Origin of the sequence: Enemella evansiae, from assembly GCF_002250705.1 — a bacterium.
GTDB lineage: Bacteria > Actinomycetota > Actinomycetes > Propionibacteriales > Propionibacteriaceae > Enemella > Enemella evansiae.
Genome location: NZ_NMVP01000008.1, coordinates 51903 through 67335, shown reverse-complemented (window position 1 = coordinate 67335; position 15433 = coordinate 51903). Strand labels below are relative to the sequence as shown.

Annotated in this window: 18 protein-coding genes; 6 read left to right on the top strand and 12 right to left on the bottom strand. The window is 69.4% G+C overall.

Annotated elements, in window-relative coordinates:
* Positions 1-98: 98 nt before the first annotated feature.
* Positions 99-1511, top strand: a complete 1413-nt coding sequence (locus BI335_RS07535) for an MBL fold metallo-hydrolase (RefSeq protein WP_094405031.1) — start codon at positions 99-101, stop codon at positions 1509-1511.
* A gap of 77 nt (positions 1512-1588) precedes the next feature.
* On the top strand, positions 1589-2863 hold the full coding sequence (locus BI335_RS07530; protein ID WP_094405030.1) for an MFS transporter: 1275 nt from the start codon (positions 1589-1591) through the stop codon (positions 2861-2863).
* 80 nt (positions 2864-2943) lie between these two features.
* Here BI335_RS07530 and BI335_RS07525 read toward each other — a convergent pair whose 3' ends face one another.
* Complete coding sequence (locus BI335_RS07525) at positions 2944-3510, bottom strand: hypothetical protein (RefSeq protein WP_094405029.1); 567 nt, start codon at positions 3508-3510, stop codon at positions 2944-2946.
* A 29-nt stretch (positions 3511-3539) separates the two neighbouring features.
* Positions 3540-3857, bottom strand: a complete 318-nt coding sequence (locus BI335_RS07520; protein WP_094357807.1) for a histone-like nucleoid-structuring protein Lsr2 — start codon at positions 3855-3857, stop codon at positions 3540-3542.
* Positions 3858-3953: 96 nt separating this feature from the next.
* Here BI335_RS07520 and BI335_RS07515 point away from each other — a divergent pair, with 96 nt between their 5' ends.
* Positions 3954-4829 carry a hypothetical protein gene (locus tag BI335_RS07515; RefSeq protein WP_133626708.1) on the top strand — a complete coding sequence of 292 codons (876 nt, stop codon included), beginning with the start codon at positions 3954-3956 and terminating at the stop codon, positions 4827-4829.
* A gap of 4 nt (positions 4830-4833) precedes the next feature.
* Positions 4834-5973: an NADH-quinone oxidoreductase subunit D-related protein gene (locus tag BI335_RS07510; protein ID WP_094405027.1), complete on the top strand. Its 1140-nt coding sequence runs from the start codon at positions 4834-4836 to the stop codon at positions 5971-5973.
* 105 nt (positions 5974-6078) lie between these two features.
* On the opposite strand, the gene BI335_RS07505 is transcribed toward BI335_RS07510, so the two are convergent.
* The 6 genes from BI335_RS07505 to folE form a co-directional block, all read right to left on the bottom strand.
* Positions 6079-6750, bottom strand: coding sequence for a hypothetical protein (locus BI335_RS07505; RefSeq protein WP_133626709.1), 672 nt, complete (start codon positions 6748-6750; stop codon positions 6079-6081).
* A 104-nt stretch (positions 6751-6854) separates the two neighbouring features.
* On the bottom strand, positions 6855-7343 hold the full coding sequence (locus BI335_RS07500) for a DUF3180 domain-containing protein (protein WP_094357815.1): 489 nt from the start codon (positions 7341-7343) through the stop codon (positions 6855-6857).
* A 2-nt stretch (positions 7344-7345) separates the two neighbouring features.
* Entirely contained in the window at positions 7346-7897 is a 552-nt protein-coding gene (folK, locus tag BI335_RS07495) for a 2-amino-4-hydroxy-6-hydroxymethyldihydropteridine diphosphokinase (protein ID WP_094357817.1), read from the bottom strand.
* On the bottom strand, positions 7897-8253 hold the full coding sequence (folB, locus tag BI335_RS07490) for a dihydroneopterin aldolase (protein WP_208109434.1): 357 nt from the start codon (positions 8251-8253) through the stop codon (positions 7897-7899). The genes folK and folB overlap by 1 nt, the downstream gene beginning before the upstream one ends.
* A gap of 76 nt (positions 8254-8329) precedes the next feature.
* A complete protein-coding gene (gene folP, locus BI335_RS07485) occupies positions 8330-9154 on the bottom strand; it encodes a dihydropteroate synthase (protein WP_229117723.1) in 825 nt (274 codons plus the stop codon).
* The gene (gene folE / locus BI335_RS07480; RefSeq protein WP_229117722.1) at positions 9154-9726 is read right to left on the bottom strand and encodes a GTP cyclohydrolase I FolE; all 573 of its coding nucleotides are present in this window, start codon (positions 9724-9726) and stop codon (positions 9154-9156) included. The genes folP and folE overlap by 1 nt, the downstream gene beginning before the upstream one ends.
* A gap of 101 nt (positions 9727-9827) precedes the next feature.
* Here folE and BI335_RS07475 point away from each other — a divergent pair, with 101 nt between their 5' ends.
* Together BI335_RS07475 and BI335_RS07470 are read left to right on the top strand one after the other, a co-directional pair.
* Complete coding sequence (locus BI335_RS07475) at positions 9828-11396, top strand: sodium-dependent transporter (RefSeq protein WP_094405023.1); 1569 nt, start codon at positions 9828-9830, stop codon at positions 11394-11396.
* Positions 11393-11500: a methionine/alanine import family NSS transporter small subunit gene (locus BI335_RS07470; RefSeq protein ID WP_094357824.1), complete on the top strand. Its 108-nt coding sequence runs from the start codon at positions 11393-11395 to the stop codon at positions 11498-11500. The genes BI335_RS07475 and BI335_RS07470 overlap by 4 nt, the downstream gene beginning before the upstream one ends.
* Here the strand turns inward: BI335_RS07470 and BI335_RS07465 are convergent.
* The 4 genes from BI335_RS07465 to hpt form a co-directional block, all read right to left on the bottom strand.
* Positions 11479-12357 carry a CPBP family intramembrane glutamic endopeptidase gene (locus tag BI335_RS07465; RefSeq protein ID WP_094425732.1) on the bottom strand — a complete coding sequence of 293 codons (879 nt, stop codon included), beginning with the start codon at positions 12355-12357 and terminating at the stop codon, positions 11479-11481. The genes BI335_RS07470 and BI335_RS07465 overlap by 22 nt on opposite strands.
* Positions 12358-12394: 37 nt before the next feature.
* Positions 12395-14449 (bottom strand): ATP-dependent zinc metalloprotease FtsH, encoded by a 2055-nt coding sequence (ftsH, locus tag BI335_RS07460; protein WP_094425730.1) that lies wholly within the window; start codon positions 14447-14449, stop codon positions 12395-12397.
* Between the two features lie 92 nt (positions 14450-14541).
* Positions 14542-14856, bottom strand: coding sequence for a DMT family transporter (locus tag BI335_RS07455; RefSeq protein WP_094357830.1), 315 nt, complete (start codon positions 14854-14856; stop codon positions 14542-14544).
* 24 nt (positions 14857-14880) lie between these two features.
* Positions 14881-15432, bottom strand: coding sequence for a hypoxanthine phosphoribosyltransferase (gene hpt / locus BI335_RS07450; protein WP_094405020.1), 552 nt, complete (start codon positions 15430-15432; stop codon positions 14881-14883).
* Position 15433: the final 1 nt, after the last annotated feature.

Genomic DNA, 15433 nt, shown 5'->3' with positions numbered 1-15433 from the left:
CGTTTGCCCGGCGCACATCCCTCATTGCGACATCCCCCCCGGGGTATTACACTTTAATCAATCCCCCAAGACACCCACTCCATGAAGGAGAACACCAGATGCTTATCGAGCGCATTTACGATGAAGACCTCGCCCAGGCCAGCTACCTGATCGGCTGCCAGGCCAACGGCACAGCCATTGTCGTTGACGGCCGCCGCGACATCGCCGTCTACCAGGACCTGGCTGAGAAGAACGGCATGAAGATCGTCGCCGTCACCGAAACCCACATCCACGCCGACTACCTCTCCGGCACCCGCGAGCTGGCCGCCGCCACCGGCGCGAAGATCTACGTCTCCGGTGAGGGCGGACCGGACTGGCAGTACGAATTCGACGGCGAACGCCTCTACGACGGCGACAAGATCACCATCGGCAACATCACCATCCAAGCCGTGCACACCCCGGGCCACACCCCCGAGCACCTGTCTTTCCTGGTCACCGACGGTGCGTTCAGCGACCAGCCCGGCTACCTGCTCTCGGGTGACTTCGTCTTCTCCGGCGACCTCGGCCGCCCGGATCTTCTGGACGAGGCAGCTGGCGGAATCGATACCCGCTTCGAAGGCGCCAAGCAGCTCTTCGCCAGCCTGCGGGACAAGTTCCTGACCCTGCCGGACTACGTCCAGGTCCACCCGGCTCACGGCGCCGGCAGCGCCTGCGGCAAGGCCCTCGGTGCCATCCCGTCCTCCACCGTGGGTTACGAGCGGCTCTACTCCTGGTGGGGCCCCTACCTCGCCGCCAACGACGAGCAGGGCTTCATCGACGAACTCCTCGACGGCCAGCCCGACGCGCACGCCTACTTCGGCCGGATGAAGCGCGAGAACCGTGAAGGCCCCGCCGTCATGGGAGAACGCGCTCCCCTCGAGGAACTGGACACCGCTGACGTCGCAAAGGACCTGGCGGCGGACAAAGCCACGTTCATCGATACCCGCCCCAACAGCGAGGTCCATGAAGGCACGGTAGCCCGTTCCCTGAACGTGCCGGCCGGGAAGTCCGTGGCCAGCTACGGCGCCTGGGTAGTGAACCCCGAGACCGACAAGAACCCGCTGGTACTGCTCGCGGCAGACCAGGAACAGGCCATGGACATGTGGGACCACCTGGTACGGGTCGGCATCGATAACGTCGCTGGTTACGTCACCAGCATCGAAGGGCTCCCCATGACTACGCCGAAGCTGATCCAGCCAGAAGAGCTGCAGGGTTTTGACGCCGCTATGGTCGTGGACGTTCGCAACCGCAGCGAACACATCGCCGGGAACATCCCCGGCTCGTACCAGCTCAGCGGTGGCCGTGTCATGTGGCACCTGGACAAGCTTCCCGCCGAGGGCACCATCGTGACCTATTGCCAGTCCGGCGTGCGGAACTCCGTAGCGGCCAGCGCCCTGCGGCGGGCCGGGTACGACGTCGTCGAACTCGACGGCAGCTACGCCGCCTGGGACGCCTTCCAGCAGACCCGACAGAACGCCGTCTCAGCAACGTAAACCCCTAAGACCGCCCGGACGCGTTCCCCCACGCGTCCGGGCACCTTTATGTCCGGCAAGAAAGCGAGCACACCGGAATGGCCAGAACAAAGGCGGGAAGGACCCTCGACTCCGCCGGTCTCGCTCTGGGCCTGCGACAGAACCTGGCGCAGTTCATGCTGCTGGTGACAGTGAACGCCCTGGTGGGCGGGACGCTGGGCCAGGAGCGCACCGTGCTTCCGCTGCTGGCAGAGCAGGTCTTCCACTTGGACCTGTACACAAGCGCGCTGACGTACATCCTCGCCTTCGGACTGTCCAAAGCCGCCACCAACTACTTCGCCGGAACCCTCTCAGACCGGTACGGCCGCAAACCCGTCATCGTCGCGGGCTGGCTGGTAGCGATCCCTGTTCCGCTCATGCTCATCTTCGGCCCGTCGTGGGGATGGATCGTCGCGGCGAACGTATTCCTCGGCATTAGCCAAGGTCTAACCTGGTCCACGGCCGTGATCATGAAGATGGACCTGACCGGTCCGAAACAGCGCGGTCTCGCCATGGGTCTGAACGAAGCAGCAGGGTACCTCGGCGTAGCCGTCACTGCCCTGGCGACCGGGTATATCGCCTCCGCATACGGGCTCCGGCCCGGCCCGTTCCTCCTCGGAGCCGCCTACATCGCCCTCGGGTTAGGCCTGTCAGTTTTGACCGTTCGCGAGACCCACCACCATGCCAAGGCCGAAGCCTCCCAGCACGTCAGTACACACAACAGTGCCGACGCCGGCCTCACCACGGGCCAGATTTTCACCCTCACCAGCTTCAAAGACAGCTCACTCTCCGCAGCCAGCCAGGCAGGACTGGTGAACAACCTCAACGACGGCCTCGCCTGGGGACTCTTCCCGGTCCTCTTCGTCAGCTCCGGACTAAACCTGAACCAGGTAGGGATCCTGGCCGCCGCCTACCCCGCGGTCTGGGGCGCCGGGCAGCTCTTCACCGGTGCCGCTTCAGACCGATGGGGACGCAAATGGTTCATCGTGACCGGCATGATCGTCCAAGCCGCGGGACTCGCCATAGTCGCCGCCTCCCACAGTTTCGGGCCCTGGCTCATCGCCGCAGTCCTCCTCGGGCTCGGAACGGCCATGGTCTACCCCGCCCTCCTGGCCGCAATCGGCGACGTCGCCCACCCCGCTTGGCGGGCCCGCTCCGTCGGGATCTACCGGCTCTGGCGTGACGGCGGCTTCGCCGTAGGGGCACTCCTGTCGGGCCTCCTCGCAGACCTGTACGGGATTCCCGATGCCATTTCGACCGTCGCTGCACTCACCGCCGCTTCCGGCCTAGTCGTCGCCGTGCGCATGCGCGGCAACGACCACATAACCGGGTAAAAACTGGGCCGTGGCCCGACATGTCACCCCCGAATGACTCTTCCCGAACGGACTGCTGTCAGCGGTCAGCTGGTAGACAGTCACGACACATAGCGACAACAAAAAGCCGCCAAGCACCGCCAAAACCCACAGGCGAGCGGGGCGAACAGGTCGACCGGCCCGAAACCGGCCGCCCGGACGGTGGCCGCCATCGCACCGGCGGCGATCCGCTCCCCCAGCTCCGGGTCGGCGAGCGCCGCCTGCAGGGTCTCGGTCGCCTCGGCGAGGGCGCTCTGGGTCGGTTGCCAGCCATGCGCGGCGCCGAGCTCGGCCAACCGGGCCCCGGCAGTGCGCAGCAACCGGCCCCGCTCCGCGGTCAGCCGGCGCAGTGCCGCCGCATCGGAATCGCGATGCGCCGCAGCCAATTCCGCACCCAACTGCCGCACCTGCTGCACGAGTTCACCATCGTCGGCGGCCAGCAGATTCAGCAACCAACCGCCCCGGGTGGGTTTACGCAGCTTCTTGATCTGCGCGGCCACGGCCCGGTCATCGGATTGGGTCGCGGTCCGGGCAAGGGCGGTTCGCGTCGCGACGAAGTCGTCGAGATTTCCCGAATAGAGTGCGCGGACCGCGTCCGAATAGGGCTCCGGCAATGTGGGTTCGGCCATTGCCGGCTCAGTTCACCGGGCCCGGCCGATCACTTGTGGGCGCGCTCGTAGGCCTCGCGGACCTCCGCCGGCACCCGGCCGCGGGCGGACACGTCGAAGCCGTTCTCGGCAGCCCAGGCACGGATCTCGCTGGCCGACCCGCGCTGCGGCCTGGCACCGGTGCGCCGACGACCCGCGACCCGGCGGGCGTTGCCGACCCAGGGCGCGAACGCATTGCGCAGCTTGGTGGCATTCTTCTCGGAAAGGTCGATCTCGTACTCCACGCCGTCGACCGCGAAACGGATGGTCTCATCGGCAACCGAACCGTCGACGTCGTCCTCGAACACGACCTGGACTCGCTGCGCCATTGTGGCCCTCACTGATTCTTTGATTAGGGAAGAGGAAGATGATGTATACAGAAGCCTATTGCGGTGGTGTCATCGTCGCAACCTGACCACGACGAAATGAGAACATTGTTCGGGAATTGGTACGCAGAATGGCGGCAATCCGATTTCTGGCTGCGAAACCGACCGAAAACCCACTTCGACACCCCCAGCAGCCTGTGCCCCGATGCCCTGGCCGATCTGCTGACCCGCACCGTGGACCCGCCCCGGTGGGTCGTCGAGGTCGGCGCCGGTGACGGTGTGCTGCTGTCCGCACTCGGCCGGCGCCTTCCGGGTGCCGCGCGGCACGCCGTCGAGACCCGGCCGCTGGAACTGCCCGGGGTCCGCGGTTGGCAGTCGTTCTGGGACACCGGTGCCGAGGACTGGGACCCGGGCCTGGCGGACCTGCTCGCCGAACTGGTCGGTCCCGGCCTGCTCCTGGCGGTCGAATGGCTGGACGATCTGCCCTGCCCGGTGCTGGACGAGCTGACCGACCCCGCGACGCTGGCCCCCGCCGACCGGGACTGGCTGGCGCGCTGGTGGCCGCACGGTGCGGCCCGCGAGATCGGGCGGACCCGCGATCGCGCCTGGGCCTGGTGGGCCGAGCGACTGCCCGCGGGCAGCACGATGATCTGCCTCGACTACGGACACACCCGCAGCACCCGACCCGACACCGGCAGCTTCACCGGTTTCCGGGACGGGCGGTCGGTACGCCCCGAACCCGGGCACACCGCCGACACCAACTGGACCGCCGCGGTGGCGGTCGATTCGCTGGCCGCCGCGGTCGAGGCGACCGGGGCCCGCCGGCTGGAGCTGACCCGGCTGCGCGAGCTGGCCCGGCCCACCGAACCATCGACCGGGTTGGCCGGGTTGGCACTGCGCAGCCAGTACGCGGTGCTCGCCGACCCGGCCCGCTTCGGCGACTTCTGGTTGGTCGCCCACCACCTGCCAGAATGAGCGGGTGAGCCATCCCCAGCAGCGCGTCCTGATCGGAGCCCTGGCCGCCGGGGTACCGGTGGATGCGCACACCGTGCTGCTCGATCTGGGGGTCGACCACCCCACCCGCGCGGGGCTGCTGGAGCTGCGGCTGGAGACCGCCGACGGCGTGATCACCCGGGCCCGGATCGCACCGGGGGCGATGCATCGCGGGGTGGAGAAGCTGTTCGAGGTCCGCGATCCGCGTCAGATCCTGATGCTCGCCGACCGGCACGACTGGCAGGCCCCCTTCTTCGGGGAGCTGGCCGCGGTGCTCTGCTTCGAGGAGCTGCTGCGGTTGGAACCCGCCCCCCGGGCGACCTGGCTGCGCACCCTGCTCGCCGAGCACACCCGCGCCCTGAGCCACCTCGGCTTCCTCGGCTGGCCGGTCCGCGACGACCCCGCCCTGCTGGATCGCCTCCGCCGGGCGCGCGAGGCGCTGCGCGAGCAGACCCGGCGGTTGACCGGGAATCGGATCCATCCGATGGCGGCCCGGCTCGGCGGCCTGGCCTGCGACCCGGACGCGGACTGGCTGCGGGCCGAGGTGGCACTGACCGAGGAGCTGACCGCGCTGGCCCATGCGCTGGGCGACCGGTTCGCCGCGACCCGGCCCGGGGCGGGGGTGGCTCCGGTGAGCGCGGCCCAGGTGGATTCGTTCGGACTGTCGGGGCCGCTGGCCCGCGCCGGCGGCGTACCCCTCGATCTGCGGGTGGACGCGCCCTATCTGGCGTACGCCGAGCTGCGCGAGCTGCTCACCCCGGCCGCGATCCCCGGCGGCGGTGACGCGGCGGCCCGCTTCGCCCTGCTGGCCGCCGAACTGGAGCGCTCCGCGGCGCTGGTCGCCGCCTGTTGCGATGCGTTGCCGACCGGGCCGGTCGCGGTGAAGCTGCCGAAGATCGTGAAGCTCCCGGAGGGTTCGGCGTACACCCCGATCGAGGCGCCGCTGGGCCGCGCCGGCTTCCATCTGGTCTCCCGCGGCGGCAAGACGCCGTGGCGGATGAAGCTGCGCAGCCCCTCGTTCCATCACGTCGCCGCACTGGAGGAGATCCTGCTCGGCTGCCCGAGCGAGGAGGTGGAGGCCGCGCTGGCCTCGATCGGCTACGTCATCGGCGACGTGGCGAAGTAGCCACCCGCCGCCCGATCCGCGATCCATCGATCCCTGCGTACACCCCGCGCATCCCCCAGCATGCGACTGGTGCACGCACGGTTCGATGGATCGCAGCAGGGGGGCTCAGGCCTGCTTCTTGGCCTCGGTGCTCGGGGCCTCGGGGAAGGCGAGCTGCTGCAGATCGACGACCGTCGGATGGTTGCCGTCGGACCACAGATCCTCGGCGCTGGGCAACGCATCCCAGTCGGCGACGGCGGCGTGCCGCGGCATCGGCAGCACCTCGGCGGCGTCCTCGGTCTCGCGGAGGGCCTGCAGCTCGGCCTCCCGGGTGGCCAGGTCCCGGCCCAGCTGGGCGATCCGCTGGTCCCGCTCGGCCAGGCCGGCGGTCAGCGCGGCATGGTCGCCGCGCAGGGTCGACAGCTCGCCGCGCAGCGAACCGATGGTCGACTGCAGGGTGACGATCCGCTGATCGGCCTGCTCGTTGTGGGCGCTGAGCGCGGCGACCACCTCACTGCTCTGGCGGCGTTCGGCGGACAGCTGCTCGCGGTGCGCGCGCAGCTGGGCGACCTGTTCCCTGGCGTGGTCGGCGCGGGCCTGCTTCAGCTCGGCCCAGGCGAAGCGGACCGCGAACAGGGCGGCCAGCACGGCGATCACGACGCCGACGCGGGCGACCCAGACGGGGCCGAAGGCCGCGGCCAGCGCCAGCAGGGTGCCCACGCCGAGCACGACCTGGGTGACCCGGTGCAGGGAGGACACTTCTCGGCCGCGACGGCCCGGCTGCTGCTTGGTGCTCACAGCCCGGATTCTATTGCCCAGAACCGCTCCCGGACAGCCGCAACGCGCCCGTCGGTGAGTCTTCACCCACTGTTTGACCGGGCCTTTTGTGCGGGCCTGATCGTTCAGGCCTCGCGGGCCGCCTCGTCCTCACCCTCGGGCGGATCCGGTACCCGGCAGGCGCGTTCCAGCCACAATCCGGCGGCCCCGATGGCGACCCCGGCCACCGCGGCGACCAACCCGCGTACCAGCCGCTGCTGCGGCCCCTCCGCGTCCAGATGGCCGATCGCGAGCAGCGCGAAGACCAGGTACCCGCCGGCGATCGCCGCTCCCCCGATCCCGGAGGCCTTGCCGAAGGCGAGGAAGGTGACCGCCCGTTCCGGCTCGATCCGCTCGCGGCGCACCTGGATCCGCCGCCAGGTGGTCCAGGCCAGCCCGGCCACCAGGGCGGCCACGAACCAGAGCACCAACGGGCCGACCCACGGCAGCTGCGGCGGCTGCCCGGCAGCCGCTTCGATGCTGCGGACCAGCAACCAGCCGGCCACCCCGCCCACCAGGGCGGCGATGGCGAGGTCCCGCGGGCGGGTCAGTCCCATGCCCGGCTGATCGGCCAAGCTCAGTCCTCCAGTACCAGGTCGTCGCGGCGGCGTACGCCGGAGGTGTCCAGGTCGGCGAGCAGGTCGGCGACCGCGCCGTGCCCGGGGATGCTGGCCCGCGGATCCACCTCGTGCCAGGGCACCAGCACGAACGCCCGCTCGTGGGCGCGCGGATGCGGCAGCCGCAGCGCCTTCTCGTCGATCTCGCGCTTGCCGACGATCAACAGGTCCACATCGAGGGTGCGCGGGCCGTCGACCTCTTCCCGGATCCGGCCGTAGGCGTCCTCGATCGCCAGCGCGCGTTCCAGCAGGGTGCGCGGCTGCAGGGTGGTCTCGGTGACCACCACCGCGTTCAGGAAGTCGGGGTTGTCCTCGGGTCCGCCGACGGCCGCGGTCTCATAGACCGCGGACACGTCGACCACCATCACATCGGGGGTGTTGCGCAGCCCCTCCAGGGCGCCCTGCAGATTCTCCAGGCGGTCGCCGAGATTGGAGCCCAGCGCGAACACGGCGGTGGACAGCGGGCGCATCCCGCTCAGGGTGTCGACGTCAACGGCAAAGGGGTGGGTCATCATCTGCTCCTGATCACGGTCACGGCGACATCGGTCACCGGAACCTCTACTGGGGCCTGGGGTTTGTGCACCGTGACCGCCACCTCGGTGACCCGGGGGTCCCGCAGGCAGGTGGTCGCGATACGGCCCGCCAGTGCTTCGATGGTATCGAGGGGGTCGTTGCTGATGTCCGCGTGCACGGCGTTCGCGAGTACGCCGTAGTCGACGGTGTCGGCGAGCGCATCGCTGGCCGCCACCGGGGCGAGATCGAGGGCCAGGGAGACATCGACGACGAACTGCTGACCGTCGCGGCGCTCGTGCTCAAAGACGCCGTGGTGGCCGAACCCGGTGATCCCGGTGAGGGTGATCCGGTCCATCGCTGCTCCTGACATCTCTGCTCCGGTTGACTTTCTCGAACCCGCAAGGGCCCCAACATAGTCCGCTCACCGAAACTCAGCGGAAACGATCGGCAACAAGAATTGCGTCGCGGTGCGCGCGCACCGAATGGGTGCGCACGGCCCAGATCCCGTGGGCGGCGAGCAGGGTGCTGATCGCCACCGAGGCGTCGTCTCGGCCCTTGGGCGGGCGCGGCCCGTCCTCGTCGGCGAGCAGCTGGCCGAGGAACCGTTTCCGGGAGACCCCGACCAGCAGCGGATGGCCGAGTTCGGCCAGCGCGTCGATGCGCCGGAGCAGCTGCCAGTTGTGCTCGCCGGTCTTGGCGAATCCGATGCCGGGGTCCAGCACCAGGCGCTCGGCGGCGATCCCGGCGGCCAGCGCGGCGCGGGCCCGGGCGGTCAGTTCACCGCGGACCTCGGCGACCACGTCGGTGTAGTGGGCGGCGTTCGCCATCTCGGCGGAGTGGGCACGCCAGTGCATGGCGACATAGGGGACGCCGAGGTCGGCGACGGTGGGCAGCATCGCCTCATCGGCCAGCCCGCCGGAGACGTCGTTGATCATCGCCGCACCCAGGCGTACGGTCTCCCGCGCGACCTCGGCCCGCATGGTGTCGACCGAGACCGGTACGCCGCTGGCGGCCAGTGCCTCGACGACCGGCAGCACCCGGCGCAGTTCCTCGGCCGGTTCGGTACGCCGCACCCCCGGCCGGGTGGATTCGCCGCCGACGTCGATCAGTTGGGCACCCTCGGCGGCCAGCGCCAGGCCGTGGTCGATGGCCCGCTGGTGGTCGAAGAAGTCGCCGCCGTCGGAGAAGGAGTCCGGGGTGACGTTGAGGATGCCCATCACCCGGGTCGGTGCCGGGGTGAACAGTTCGCCGCTCATCAGCGCCCGTCGATGATCAAGCTCATCGCCTCGGAGCGGGTGGTCTGGTCGCGGAGCTGGCCGCGGACCGCGCTGGTGACGGTCTTGGCCCCGGGTTTGCGCACCCCGCGCATCGTCATGCACAGGTGCTCGCACTCGATCACCACGATCACCCCGCGCGGGGAGAGGTGCTCGACCAGGGCGTCGGCGATCTGGGTGGTCAGCCGTTCCTGCACCTGGGGCCGCTTGGCGTAGACGTCGACCAGCCGGGCCAGCTTGCTCAGCCCGGTGATCCGCCCCTCGGCGGCGGGGATGTAGCCGACGTGGGCGACACCGGTGAACGGCACCAGGTGGTGCTCGCAGCAGCTCCACACCTCGATGTCGCGGACCAGCACCATCTCGTCGTGGGCGATGTCGAAGGTGGTGCCGAGCACGTCGGCCGGGTCCTGCCGCATCCCGGCGAACATCTCGGCGTACGCCCGGGCGACGCGATCGGGGGTGTCGCGCAACCCGTTCCGATCGGGATCCTCGCCGATGCCGAGCAGCAGCTCCCGGACGGCAGCACTGACTCGCTCATGATCAAAGGGGCGCATGGAGCGGAGCATAGCGGCCCCGGGCGGTACCCGCCGACGCGACAAATGACGGTTCGTTAGGCTCGGACGACCCGCAGGTGGATCAGCAGAGAGGAACACCCGTGACCACGACCCAGAGCACCAAGCACACCCGAGGTGGCTTCAGCTCCCAGCGGGTGTTCATCCTCGCCGCCATCGGATCGGCCGTCGGACTCGGCAACATCTGGCGCTTTCCCTATGTCGCCTACGAGAACGGCGGCGGCTCGTTCCTGATCCCCTACCTGTGTGCGCTGCTGTTCGCCGGGCTGCCGTTCCTGTTCCTCGACTACGCGCTGGGCCACCGGTTCCGCGGCTCGACCCCGCTGTCCTTCGCCCGGCTGTCCCGGCGCAGCGAGGGGTTGGGCTGGTGGCAGGTGCTGATCTGCGCGGTGATCGCGGTCTACTATGCCGCGATCATCGCCTGGGCCGGCATGTACGCGGTGTTCTCGATCGGGCGGACCTGGGGTGAGGACACCGAGTCCTATTTCTTCAAGTCCTTCCTGCAGGCCGGCGATCCGGGGCTGAGCCTGACCTTCGTGCCGCAGGCCGCCTGGCCGCTGGCGGTGGTCTGGATCGTGCTGCTGGGGATCCTGCTGCTCGGCGTGCAGCGCGGTATCGGGGCGACCTCGGTGGTGTTCATCCCGGTGCTGATGCTGGTCTTCCTGGCCCTGGTCGTGCAGGCGCTGCTGCTGCCCGGCGCCGTCGACGGGCTGAACGCCCTGTTCACCCCGAAGTGGTCGGCGCTGCTCGACCCGAGCGTCTGGGTCGCCGCCTTCGGGCAGATCTTCTTCTCGCTGTCGGTCGGCTTCGGGATCATGATCACCTACGCCTCCTACATGTCGAAGAAGACCGACCTGACCGGTTCGGGGCTGGTCGTCGGGTTCGCCAACTCCGGGTTCGAACTGCTCGCCGGGATCGGGGTGTTCTCCGCGCTCGGGTTCATGGCGCAGGCCAGCGGCAAGCCGGTCGCCGAGGTGGTGGCCAGCGGGCTGGGGATGGCCTTCGTCGCCTTCCCGACGATCATCAACGCCGCCCCGGCCGGTTCGCTGCTCGGTGTGCTGTTCTTCGCCTCCCTGGTGCTGGCCGGGATCACCTCCCTGGTCAGCGTGCTGGAGGTGGCGATCTCCGCGGTCCGCGACAAGTTCGACCTTCCCCGGGTGGCGGCCACCCTCTGGGTGGGGGTGCCGCTGGCGGTGATCAGCATGCTGCTGCTCGGCACCAGCACCGCGGTGTACGCGCTGGACGTGCTGGACCACTTCATCAACAACTTCGGCATCCTGCTGGTGGCCATCGTCAGCATGCTGGTGATCACCTGGGGGATCCGGGCGATCCCGATGCTGCGGGCACACCTGAACGCCAACGGCTCGGTGCCGATCGGGCGCTGGTGGCTGGTGCTGCTCGGTGTGGTGACACCGCTGGTGCTGGTGGTCAACCTGGTCCAGGCCTTCCTCGGCGATGTGGCCGAGCCCTATGAGGGATACCCGGGTTGGCTGCTCGGCACGCTCGGCTGGGGGGTGGCCGCCGGGGTGCTGGTGCTCGGCTTCCTGCTGGCCCTGCTGCCCTGGCGTACCGATGCGGTGAACGAGCCACCCACCGAACCCGACGGCACCCCGCAACCCGATGACGAAACCGCCCCTCAGGAGGCCCGATGACCCCGATCGCGATCGCCATGATGGTGCTGGCCATCGTCGTGCTGTGGGGCGGCCTGGCCGCCGCGGTGTTCAACCTCTGGCGTCACGGCAGGGCGACCAGGTAGGCGAGCACCGGCAGGCCGTTGAGACCGATGTGCGCCACGATGCTCGGCCAGAGCCGGCCGTAGCGCAGCGCGAGGTGGCCGAGCAGTACGCCGGACAGGCCCTGGTTGGCGAGCACCGAGGCGACGCTGTCGAGCGCCGGGAGCCCGCCGCCGTGTGAGCCGAGGTGCATCCCGGCGAAGGCGACCGAGCTGATCGCCACCGCGGCCCAGCCGCTGCCGAGGGCCTGCAGCCTGGTCTGCAGCCAGCCCCGGAAGAAGAACTCCTCGAGCACCCCGGCGGTGAGTGCGGTGATCGCGGCGATGATCGCCACCGTCACCGGGTCGATGCCGGTGGGATTGGTGAACCGTTGGGCGGCCGGGCCGCCGACCAGGCTCGCGCAGAAGACCAGCACCGGCAGCAGCGGCCACCAGCCGGCGGCCGGTCGTTCGAGGTGTCGGCGCTGGCCCCGGTGCCGGGCCCAGAGCACCAGCAGACCGCCGGCCCCGGCGTACCAGACCACCTTCCAGAACACGTAGTCGGCGTCGCCGAACAGCGGCGGGAACCACGAACTGGCCACGAACATCGCCTCGAACCCCAGCAGTCCCCACACCACCGCGACGATGCGGACCGGCGGGCCGGTGAAGCGCACCCGGACCGGAGGCAGCCGGGGCGGCGCCAACCGGGTCAGCGCGACGACGACCAGCACCACCAGCGCGGTCAGCCAGGCCGGGGTGCGCCCGGCACCCGGATCGGAGGAACCGGGCAGCCCGGCCGGATGGCGGAGGCTGACCCAGAGCACGCCCGCGCCCAGCAGGGCCACGCACACCGCCCCGATGAGGTCGAGGGTGTGCGGGCGGCGTCCAGCGGGTCCGGCCATGCCAGTAAATTAGCACGACCGAGTTAAAACCCGTGGGTCAGCTGATCTGCGGCCCCCGCGGCCCCTCGTCACCCGGGATGCCCTGCCCCGGCGTGTGGCCGGGGAGTTCGCTGCCACCGGTCTGCCCGGGCGGCAGCTGGACGCCGCCGGCGGGCTGGGGCGGTTCGGCGAGCGGGTCGCCCTTCATCTCCGGCGGGGTGACCGGCGGGATCTGCGAGGGCTGCCGGGTCGGCGAGCCGGTCCAGGCCGGTCGCTTCGGCCAGCGCTGCAGCGGCTCGAAGATCTTGGCCACCGCGTGCTTGTCCAGGGTCTCGTGCTCGAACAGCTGGCGGACCAGCTCGTCGAGGACCTCACGGTTGGTCTGCAGCACGTCGAACGCCTCCTGGTGGGCATTCGCGATCAGCGTCTTGACCTCCTCGTCGACGACCCCCGCGACCTCCTCGGAGTAGTCGCGGTTGCCGCCGCCGCCCATCTCCATGCCGAGGAAGGGCTCGGAGTCGCCCTTGCCGAGGCGGATCGCGCCGACCCGGTCACTCATGCCGTACTGGGTGACCATCGCGCGGGCGACGTTGGTGGCCTTGTCGATGTCGTTGGAGGCGCCGGTGGTCGGGTCGTGGAAGACGAGTTCCTCCGCTGCCCGGCCGCCCAGCATGTACGCCAGCTGGTCCAGCAGCTCGCCGCGGGTGCTGGAGTACTTGTCGTCGTCGGGCATCACCATGGTGTAACCCAGCGCCCGGCCGCGCGGCAGGATCGTCACCTTCTGCACCGGGTCGGTGCCCGGCATCGCCGCCGCGACCAGGGCGTGCCCGCCCTCGTGGTAGGCGGTGATCAGCCGCTCACGCTCGTTCATCAGCCGGGTCCGCTTCTGCGGGCCGGCGATCACCCGGTCGATGGCCTCGTCGACGTCGCCCTTGGAGATCAGCTTGCGGCCGCTGCGGGCGGTCAGCAGGGCGGCCTCGTTGAGCACATTGGCCAGGTCGGCACCGGTGAAGCCGGGGGTCCGCTGCGCCACCGACCGGAGGTCGACGTCGGCGGCGATCGGCTTGCCCTGGGCGTGCACCTTGAGGATCTGCGCGCGGCCGTTCATGTCGGGGGCGTCGACCTGGATCTGCCGGTCGAAGCGGCCCGGGCGGAGCAGCGCGGGGTCCAGCACGTCGGGCCGGTTGGTGGCGGCGATCAGGATGACCCCGCCGCGGACGTCGAAGCCGTCCATCTCGACCAGCAGCTGGTTCAGCGTCTGCTCGCGCTCGTCGTGGCCGCCGCCCATACCGGCGCCGCGGTGCCGGCCGACGGCGTCGATCTCGTCGATGAAGACGATCGCCGGGGCGTTGTCCTTGGCCTGCTCGAACAGGTCGCGGACCCGGGAGGCGCCGACGCCGACGAACATCTCGACGAAGTCGGAACCGGAGATCGAATAGAACGGTACACCGGCCTCGCCGGCGACCGCACGGGCGAGCAGGGTCTTACCGGTACCGGGCGGGCCGTAGAGCAGCACGCCCTTGGGGATCTTGGCGCCGACGGCCTGGAACTTGGGCGGGTCGGAGAGGAATTCCTTGATCTCCTCCAGCTCCTCGATCGCCTCCTCGGCACCGGCCACATCGGAGAACGTGGTCTTCGGGGTGTCCTTGTTGGCGACCTTGGCCTTGGACTTGCCGAACTGCATCACCCGGGAGCCGCCGCCCTGCATCGAGTTGAGCAGGAAGAAGAAGACCACACCGATCAGCAGGAACGGCAGCAGGCTGGGCAGCACGTAGTTCAAGAAGCCCGGCTGGGGCACCTTCACCGAGTAGTTCTCCAGGGTTCCGGCGGCGGACCGCTGCTGCAACCGGTCCGCGATCGGGCCGACCTGCGGGCCGACCCAGTAGGCCTTCAGCTTGGTCTTGTCATCGACGTTGACCTGGATCTGCTGCTCGCCCTCGATCAGCGTGACCTCCTTGAGCGGGTCGTTGCCGTTGATCACGGCAACCACCTCGGAGGTGGGCTTCTCGGTGTACCCGTCCACGGACTTGGCGAAGTCCAGGATGAGCAGCAGCGCGAGCAGGGCCAGGATGATCCAGACCACCGGCCCGCGGAAGATGCGTGAGAAGTTCATGACCTACCTAGTGCGGTTGGGTACACCAAAATTGCCCGGGTATGAGCACTCAGACCCTACCCGGGGGTGCCCAATATGACCCAACCACGGCCTCAGTGCAGCAGCTTCAGCCCGATCACGCAGCCGACGATGCCCATGATCAGCAGAATCTTGATCAGCGAGACCGTCTCGGTTCCGGTGGCCATCGCGTACGCCACCGTCAGCGAGGCACCGATCCCGGTCCAGATGGCGTACGCCGTGCCGACCGGCAGGGTGCGCATCGCATAGCCCAGCCCGAGCATCGACAGCGCCACCGCGACCAGGAAGACCAGCGAGGGGGCCAATCGGGACAGGCCCTCCGAGCGGCCCAGCGCGGTGGCCCAGACGGCCTCGAGCACCCCGGAGAGGACCAGTACCACCCAGGCCATCGCGCACCTCCAGGTCGACGCCGTTCAGCTGTAGACGTGCGGGGCGAGGGTGCCCACCGACGTCAGGTTGCGGTACTTGCCCGCGTAGTCGAGACCGTAGCCGACGACGAACTCGTTGGGGATGTCGAAACCGACCCACTTCACGTCGACCGCGTTCTGCGCCGCCTCCGGCTTGCGGAACATGGTCATGATCTCCAGGCTCGCCGGCTCCCGGGAGCGCAGGTTGGAGATCAGGTAGCTCAGCGTCAGACCGGTGTCGATGATGTCCTCGACGACCAGCACGTGCCGGCCGGAGATGTCGGTGTTCAGATCCTTCAGGATCCGGACCACCCCCGAGGACTGGGTCCCCGAGCCGTAGGACGAGATCGCCATCCAGTCCATCGACATGTGGATGCTCATCGCCCGCGACAGGTCGGCCATCACCATCACCGCCCCGTTGAGCACCCCGACCAGCAACAGGTCCTTGTCGCGGTAGGTCTCGTCGATCTCCTTGGCGAGTTCGGCCAGCCGTTCGGCGACCTGCTCCCGGGTGTAGAGAACGTTCGTCAGGTCGGCTGCGATGTGTCCCTCATCCACG

Excerpts from the sequence above, each read along its gene's own strand:
- folP (WP_229117723.1), bottom strand. The coding sequence starts at position 9,154 with ATGAGCGGCGAACTGTTCACCCCGGCACCGACCCGGGTGATGGGCATC.
- BI335_RS07465 (WP_094425732.1), bottom strand. The coding sequence starts at position 12,357 with ATGGCCGGACCCGCTGGACGCCGCCCGCACACCCTCGACCTCATCGGG.
- BI335_RS07530 (WP_094405030.1), top strand. The coding sequence starts at position 1,589 with ATGGCCAGAACAAAGGCGGGAAGGACCCTCGACTCCGCCGGTCTCGCT.
- BI335_RS07520 (WP_094357807.1), bottom strand. The coding sequence starts at position 3,857 with ATGGCGCAGCGAGTCCAGGTCGTGTTCGAGGACGACGTCGACGGTTCG.
- BI335_RS07515 (WP_133626708.1), top strand. The coding sequence starts at position 3,954 with ATGAGAACATTGTTCGGGAATTGGTACGCAGAATGGCGGCAATCCGAT.
- folK (WP_094357817.1), bottom strand. The coding sequence starts at position 7,897 with ATGACCCACCCCTTTGCCGTTGACGTCGACACCCTGAGCGGGATGCGC.
- BI335_RS07535 (WP_094405031.1), top strand. The coding sequence starts at position 99 with ATGCTTATCGAGCGCATTTACGATGAAGACCTCGCCCAGGCCAGCTAC.
- folB (WP_208109434.1), bottom strand. The coding sequence starts at position 8,253 with ATGGACCGGATCACCCTCACCGGGATCACCGGGTTCGGCCACCACGGC.
- BI335_RS07455 (WP_094357830.1), bottom strand. The coding sequence starts at position 14,856 with ATGGCCTGGGTGGTACTGGTCCTCTCCGGGGTGCTCGAGGCCGTCTGG.
- ftsH (WP_094425730.1), bottom strand. The coding sequence starts at position 14,449 with ATGAACTTCTCACGCATCTTCCGCGGGCCGGTGGTCTGGATCATCCTG.
- folE (WP_229117722.1), bottom strand. The coding sequence starts at position 9,726 with ATGCGCCCCTTTGATCATGAGCGAGTCAGTGCTGCCGTCCGGGAGCTG.
- BI335_RS07525 (WP_094405029.1), bottom strand. The coding sequence starts at position 3,510 with ATGGCCGAACCCACATTGCCGGAGCCCTATTCGGACGCGGTCCGCGCA.
- BI335_RS07470 (WP_094357824.1), top strand. The coding sequence starts at position 11,393 with ATGACCCCGATCGCGATCGCCATGATGGTGCTGGCCATCGTCGTGCTG.